Raw genomic sequence first — 5,377 nt, 5'->3', positions numbered from 1 at the left:
AAATAGGGGTAATTGTAATGATACTTTTCCATAATACCTTTTTTTATACTTAAATAATATTTAATACCTAATATTAATATTTTTTATTATTCATCTCCTCATTTGGTTATTTTACATTTATTTGTATGTATACTTATATTATACATGTACCCTAGCCTATTCTCAACCATATATTGGTATTAAATTGTTTATACAATAATATATGCCTCAACAAGAAACTATATCTTATCCTTCTTATTTTATGGCACTAAAAAGGGACTAGGCATGCCTAGTCCTACATTATCTCTCCTCTCTCCCTTCTCCACTTTCCTCTGATTTCAAAAAATCATTCCGTCAACCACATATTGTACTTATCTTCTAACTTCTGTAGCTTCCTACTTAACTCTTCATCTGAGTATTCCTTTTCATCAAATATAATTTCAACTAAATCTTCTTCTAACATGTTATAAAACTCTACTTTTTTACTACCTTGACTATTATAGACTTTATATTCTCCTTTATTAAATTTATCTAGTATATATTCCTTTAGTTTTATAAATCTATCTTCTATTTCTCTTTCTTTTTCTATTTTTCCTATTTGTTCTTCAATCCCCTTAATAACTGGGAAGTCAGCATAACTCATATCCCTATATATATTAATTTGCTGCTCATCTTCTAAAAGACCATTTATGAATTTATAACCTAATTCAGTATTTTTACCATTCCTATTCACAAGAAAACCCCATGTATTTATTTGATAACTATTCCTCATTACATCTGGTAGTAATAATACATTTTTTTCTTCTTTTCCCAACATGTCCGTGATATGTAATCCATTTTCAATTCCAGTTAAATTTAAGACTTCATGGCATATATCATTATTAAAGTTCATCAGTTTCGTAGTTTCTTTATTACTATAATCTTGTCCATACTCTGTATACATTTCATATTTATAATCAGGATTTAATATATACCTCCCAGAATATATTTGCCCTTTAGCATGTTTAATATAATTTTTAATTTTATCATTAGTTATATTTATAGTAGTATTATCACCATATATGATATTTAAGTTTTCAAGAGGATATTTTACTATATCTAGATACTCTCTATAACTAAATGGTCTAGGTTCACACTCTGACCATTTTCTTTTTAAATTTAAATAGTCTTCTCTAGTCCAATTTAGTTTAGGCTCTTTAACTCCTATTTTTTTTAAATATTTCCTATTTAGTTCTATCGGCCAATAATCCATACCTACTGGTACATAATATACTTTTTCCTTATTAAAACCATTATAAAGCTTAGCAATATTAGGTATTTTGCTAGTAACATCTACAGCTATACCTCTATCAATATATTTTTGATACATATCTCTATTTTCTATAAACAACAAAGTGGGCCCATTTTCTAAATATAATTTTGTATGTAGTTTCTTTAAATATTCTTCATAGCTTGAGGTTTCAATTTTTTCGTAATTAACCTTAACATTATATTCTTCTTCAAAAACTTGTTTATACATATCGCAAACTGGATGAGCTTCACCCCATGTTATTATTATAAGTTCTTTTTTTTTATCTTTTCCATTTGCAATTTTCCCTCCACCATCGTGACATCCAAATAGACTGTAAATCAATATTATAAAAATAATCGATATTATTATTCTTTTCATTTTTCTTCTCCTTCTATACTTTAAGTAAATAAATTCCTAAAATACATTTTTATAATTTTTAACGGAGATTATACTAATATTAGATAGGAAATACTAAAATTTTATTTATAACCTTTGAAAAATATAATATTTAAAAAACATATTTTTAGTAAACTTTATACATTGTAGCAATACATTAATTCCTCAGTACAATCATCTTCATTGTGTGAAGTACAAGTTATTTTCCACTTGCATCTACGATGTCCATCCGGTGAACCAGGTCTTTCCTCATAAAAAACATGAGCTGCAAAAGCCACATTACCAACAACCATTAACATTGTTACTATAGCAAGTAACATTACTAAAACTTTTTTCTTATTCTTCAATTTACATACCTCCGTTTAAATTTATTTTCCTAGCATTCCCTACCTAAAAATTATTACCTAGTTAAATGAATTAACCTTTTCAATTAATTCTTTTTGAAATGACTTATCACTACTCCATCCATTTTTCCCCATATTTACATTGCCCTCTTTATCAATTACAAAACTTAATGGTATACTACCTACTCCTATTTTTTTATCTAGCTCTTCTTCTGTTATAAAATAATACTCAAATGGTATATCCTTATCTTTTATAAACTTATCAACTATATGTTCTTCACTAGCTGTTATTAGTATAGGTTTCTTTTTCAATTCATTTTCTTTATATGATTTATTAATAAATTCAAGTTCCTTTACACAGGCTTCACAGCTAGGTGAAAAGAATATTAAGAATGTATTCTCTTCTTTTACTACCTCTTCTAAATACTTCTGAGATATCAAGGATTCTTTGTCCAAAGTATGTAAATAGACATATTACAATAAGTGGTATTACAAAGCCTATATTGTATATTATTAATCTAAATATAGCTTGTACATTATAAATGCCTTTATCCCCAGTTTGAATCATTGAGACTATTGTTGGGAGATAAATTTGTCCTGTACATAAAACTCGGTAAAGGATATTATAAATCCCAGTAAAAAAGCTAAGGCTGTTATTATAAATATATTTCACTTTATATTTGTAAAAAATTTTATAATTCCATGGGGTAATTGTACATAATATATACCATTTAAAGTTAGGCAGAAATGCTAATTTAATATAAAATCACAAACTCATATTGTAATATTTCTTATTTTCTATAGCAGTCTATTATATCAACCCAACAATCACCCGGCTCTATACACCTTCTGATTTTTCTACAACAAATAGTTTCTCCTCCCCTTTCATTACATTCCAACCATGTTTGTTTTGGTGAATTGGCAAGAACAATATTACTAAATACTAATGATATTGTTACAATAGCCAAAAATAAAATTATACTTCTTGTCTTTTTCATACATAACTCCTCCATTTCTATTTAGCATTTCCACCTAAAATTATTATCCAAGTAAATTTATGTTTTTTAAGTTATTTAATCCTAAAATATAATAAAAAACCAGATATTATTTACCTCTATCACTTGTGTAATCTTTTTTCTTAATTTATTTAACTTTTTATATTTACAATGTTCCTTGAAAATTAATAACTTAAAGCCTAATTTATCTAAATCTAATTTACAATATAATATTTTACAAACCTATGGATCACAATCCCCTTAACTATACATTGTCCACTTAGAATAACATCTCCCCTTAAGCTTAAACTTTCTTTACATTCTTAGTCGTTAACTCTTAACTCTTAATTAAAAAAACTATTCCGTCAACCACATATTATACTTATCCTCTAATTTCTGTAACTTTCTACTTAACTCCTCATCTGAGTATTCCTTTTCATCAAATATAATTTTAACTAAATCTTCTTCTAACATGTCATAAAACTCTACTTTTTTGCCATCTTGACTATTCATAACTTTATACTCTCTATTATTAAATTTATCTAATATGTATTCTTTCAATTCTATAAATCTATCTTCTATTTCTCTTTCTTTTTCTACCTTTCTTATTTCTTCTTCAATATCTTTATTAACAGGAAAATCTGAATGTGATGTATCTGTATATATATTAATTTGTTGTTGATTTTTTAAAAGCCCGTTTATAAATTTATATCCTAGCTCAATATTTTTTCCGTTTCTATTTACTATAAATCCCCATGTCTCTATTTGATATTGATCTTTCATTATATCTGGTAACACCAATAATTCACTTATATTTGTCTCAAATAAATCCCTAATTTTTAAACCATTTTCTCCTAAATCAAAACTTAATAATCTACTGTTTATTTCTCTATTAAAGTCTAATAGTTTATATATTTCTTTACTATTATCATAGTTATCAAACCTGCTATATTTATCATAGCTATAACCTTTTTTTAAGATATAATTATCTGAAAATATACTTCTTTTAGCTTTTCTAATATATTTCTTTACTTTATCTGTATTTATATTTATAAAGTTTATATTTTCATTAAAAATATCCAAATCTTCAAGAGGACTCTTTACTATATCTAAATATTCTCTATAACTAAATGGCCTCGATTCTTTTTTTAACCATTCATTTTTTATCTTTATATATTCTTCTTTTCCCCAATCCAAATTAGGCTTATCCATATTCACATAATCTAAGTATTCTAAATTCAATGCAATAGGTAGATAAAGCATAGCTATTGGAACATAATAAACACTTTCACTTTTAAAACCATCATATAACTTTTCTAGATTAGAGATTTTATCTTTAACTTCCAATGCTATACCTGCTTCTACATATCTATTATAATTATCCTCTCTCCCTATCATTATCAAGGTAGGTCCATTATCTAAATAAAGTTTTGTATTTAATCTTTTTAAATACTCTTCTTCTGTTGGAGACTTTATTTCTTCAAATTTCACTTCTACATTATTCTCCGTTTCAAAAACTTGTTTATATGCTCTTAAAACTGGATGTACTTTAGATGATTTTACCACTATAGTTATTTCTTTTTTATCTCCAGCCAAATCTTTATTTATAGTCTCCTCTTTATCACTATCACATCCAATTAAATTTATGGCTAGTATTATACACATGATAACTATCAATATTTTTTTCATTTTTGCTCTCCTTTTTTTTACTACACTAGTACTTTTTTATTATAATTATACTAGGTGGAAAACGCTAAAAACTAATTATACTATTATATTTTTATGTTGAAAACCATAATAATGTAATTTCTATTTGTAGTAACAACCTAATGTTTCTACATAACGACCACCACTAGGAGTTTCAACTGCTTTTTTCTTGCAACAATACTCTTTTCCTCCAGTCTTAGGTTCACAATCTTCATAATACACTACCTCACTAGCAAAAGCCACATTACCAACAACCATTAACATTGTTACAACTGCTAAAAATAAAACTACTACTTTTTTCTTATTCTTCAATTTACATACTTCCATTTAAATTTATTTTCCTAGCATTCCCCACCTAAAAATTATTACCTAGTTAAATGAATTAACCTTTTCAATTAATTCTTTTTGAAATGACTTATCACTACTCCATCCATTTTTACCCATTTTAACATTACCCTCTTTATCAATTACAAAACTTAATGGTATACTACCTACTCCTATTTTTTTATCTAGCTCTTTTTCTGTTATAAAATAATACTCAAATGGTATATCCTTATCTTTTATAAACTTATCAACTATATGTTTTTTACTAGCTGTTATTAATATAGGTTTCTTTTTCAATTCATTTTCTTTATATGATTTATCGATAAACTCAAGTTCCTTTA

7 protein-coding genes are annotated in these 5,377 nt (G+C 25.9%); all 7 read right to left on the bottom strand.

Features of this window, described 5'->3' with window-relative positions:
• Nucleotides 1–325 precede the first annotated feature (325 nt).
• Complete coding sequence (locus V6137_RS20480; RefSeq protein WP_425449805.1) at nucleotides 326–1,648, bottom strand: extracellular solute-binding protein; 1,323 nt, start codon at nucleotides 1,646–1,648, stop codon at nucleotides 326–328.
• A 155-nt stretch (nucleotides 1,649–1,803) separates the two neighbouring features.
• Nucleotides 1,804–1,986 (bottom strand): hypothetical protein, encoded by a 183-nt coding sequence (locus V6137_RS20475; RefSeq protein WP_425449804.1) that lies wholly within the window; start codon nucleotides 1,984–1,986, stop codon nucleotides 1,804–1,806.
• Between the two features lie 84 nt (nucleotides 1,987–2,070).
• The gene (locus tag V6137_RS20470) at nucleotides 2,071–2,466 is read right to left on the bottom strand and encodes a TlpA disulfide reductase family protein (RefSeq protein ID WP_425449803.1); all 396 of its coding nucleotides are present in this window, start codon (nucleotides 2,464–2,466) and stop codon (nucleotides 2,071–2,073) included.
• Nucleotides 2,467–2,801: 335 nt separating this feature from the next.
• Nucleotides 2,802–3,008, bottom strand: a complete 207-nt coding sequence (locus V6137_RS20465; RefSeq protein ID WP_425449802.1) for a hypothetical protein — start codon at nucleotides 3,006–3,008, stop codon at nucleotides 2,802–2,804.
• Nucleotides 3,009–3,362: 354 nt separating this feature from the next.
• A complete protein-coding gene (locus V6137_RS20460; RefSeq protein ID WP_425449801.1) occupies nucleotides 3,363–4,694 on the bottom strand; it encodes a hypothetical protein in 1,332 nt (443 codons plus the stop codon).
• A gap of 120 nt (nucleotides 4,695–4,814) precedes the next feature.
• Entirely contained in the window at nucleotides 4,815–5,024 is a 210-nt protein-coding gene (locus V6137_RS20455) for a hypothetical protein (protein ID WP_425449800.1), read from the bottom strand.
• Between the two features lie 57 nt (nucleotides 5,025–5,081).
• Nucleotides 5,082–5,377 (bottom strand): thioredoxin domain-containing protein (locus tag V6137_RS20450; RefSeq protein WP_425449799.1); only part of this gene is annotated, 296 nt, incomplete at its 5' end.

Origin of the sequence: Dethiothermospora halolimnae (assembly GCF_037577855.1) — a bacterium.
GTDB lineage: Bacteria > Bacillota > Clostridia > Tissierellales > VENL01 > Dethiothermospora > Dethiothermospora halolimnae.
This window is presented reverse-complemented; position numbering and strand designations above follow the sequence as displayed.

Bases quoted from the DNA above. Each gene is read 5' to 3' on its own strand.
- V6137_RS20465 (WP_425449802.1), bottom strand. From the start codon at position 3,008: ATGAAAAAGACAAGAAGTATAATTTTATTTTTGGCTATTGTAACAATA.
- V6137_RS20480 (WP_425449805.1), bottom strand. From the start codon at position 1,648: ATGAAAAGAATAATAATATCGATTATTTTTATAATATTGATTTACAGT.
- V6137_RS20475 (WP_425449804.1), bottom strand. From the start codon at position 1,986: ATGTTACTTGCTATAGTAACAATGTTAATGGTTGTTGGTAATGTGGCT.
- V6137_RS20460 (WP_425449801.1), bottom strand. From the start codon at position 4,694: ATGAAAAAAATATTGATAGTTATCATGTGTATAATACTAGCCATAAAT.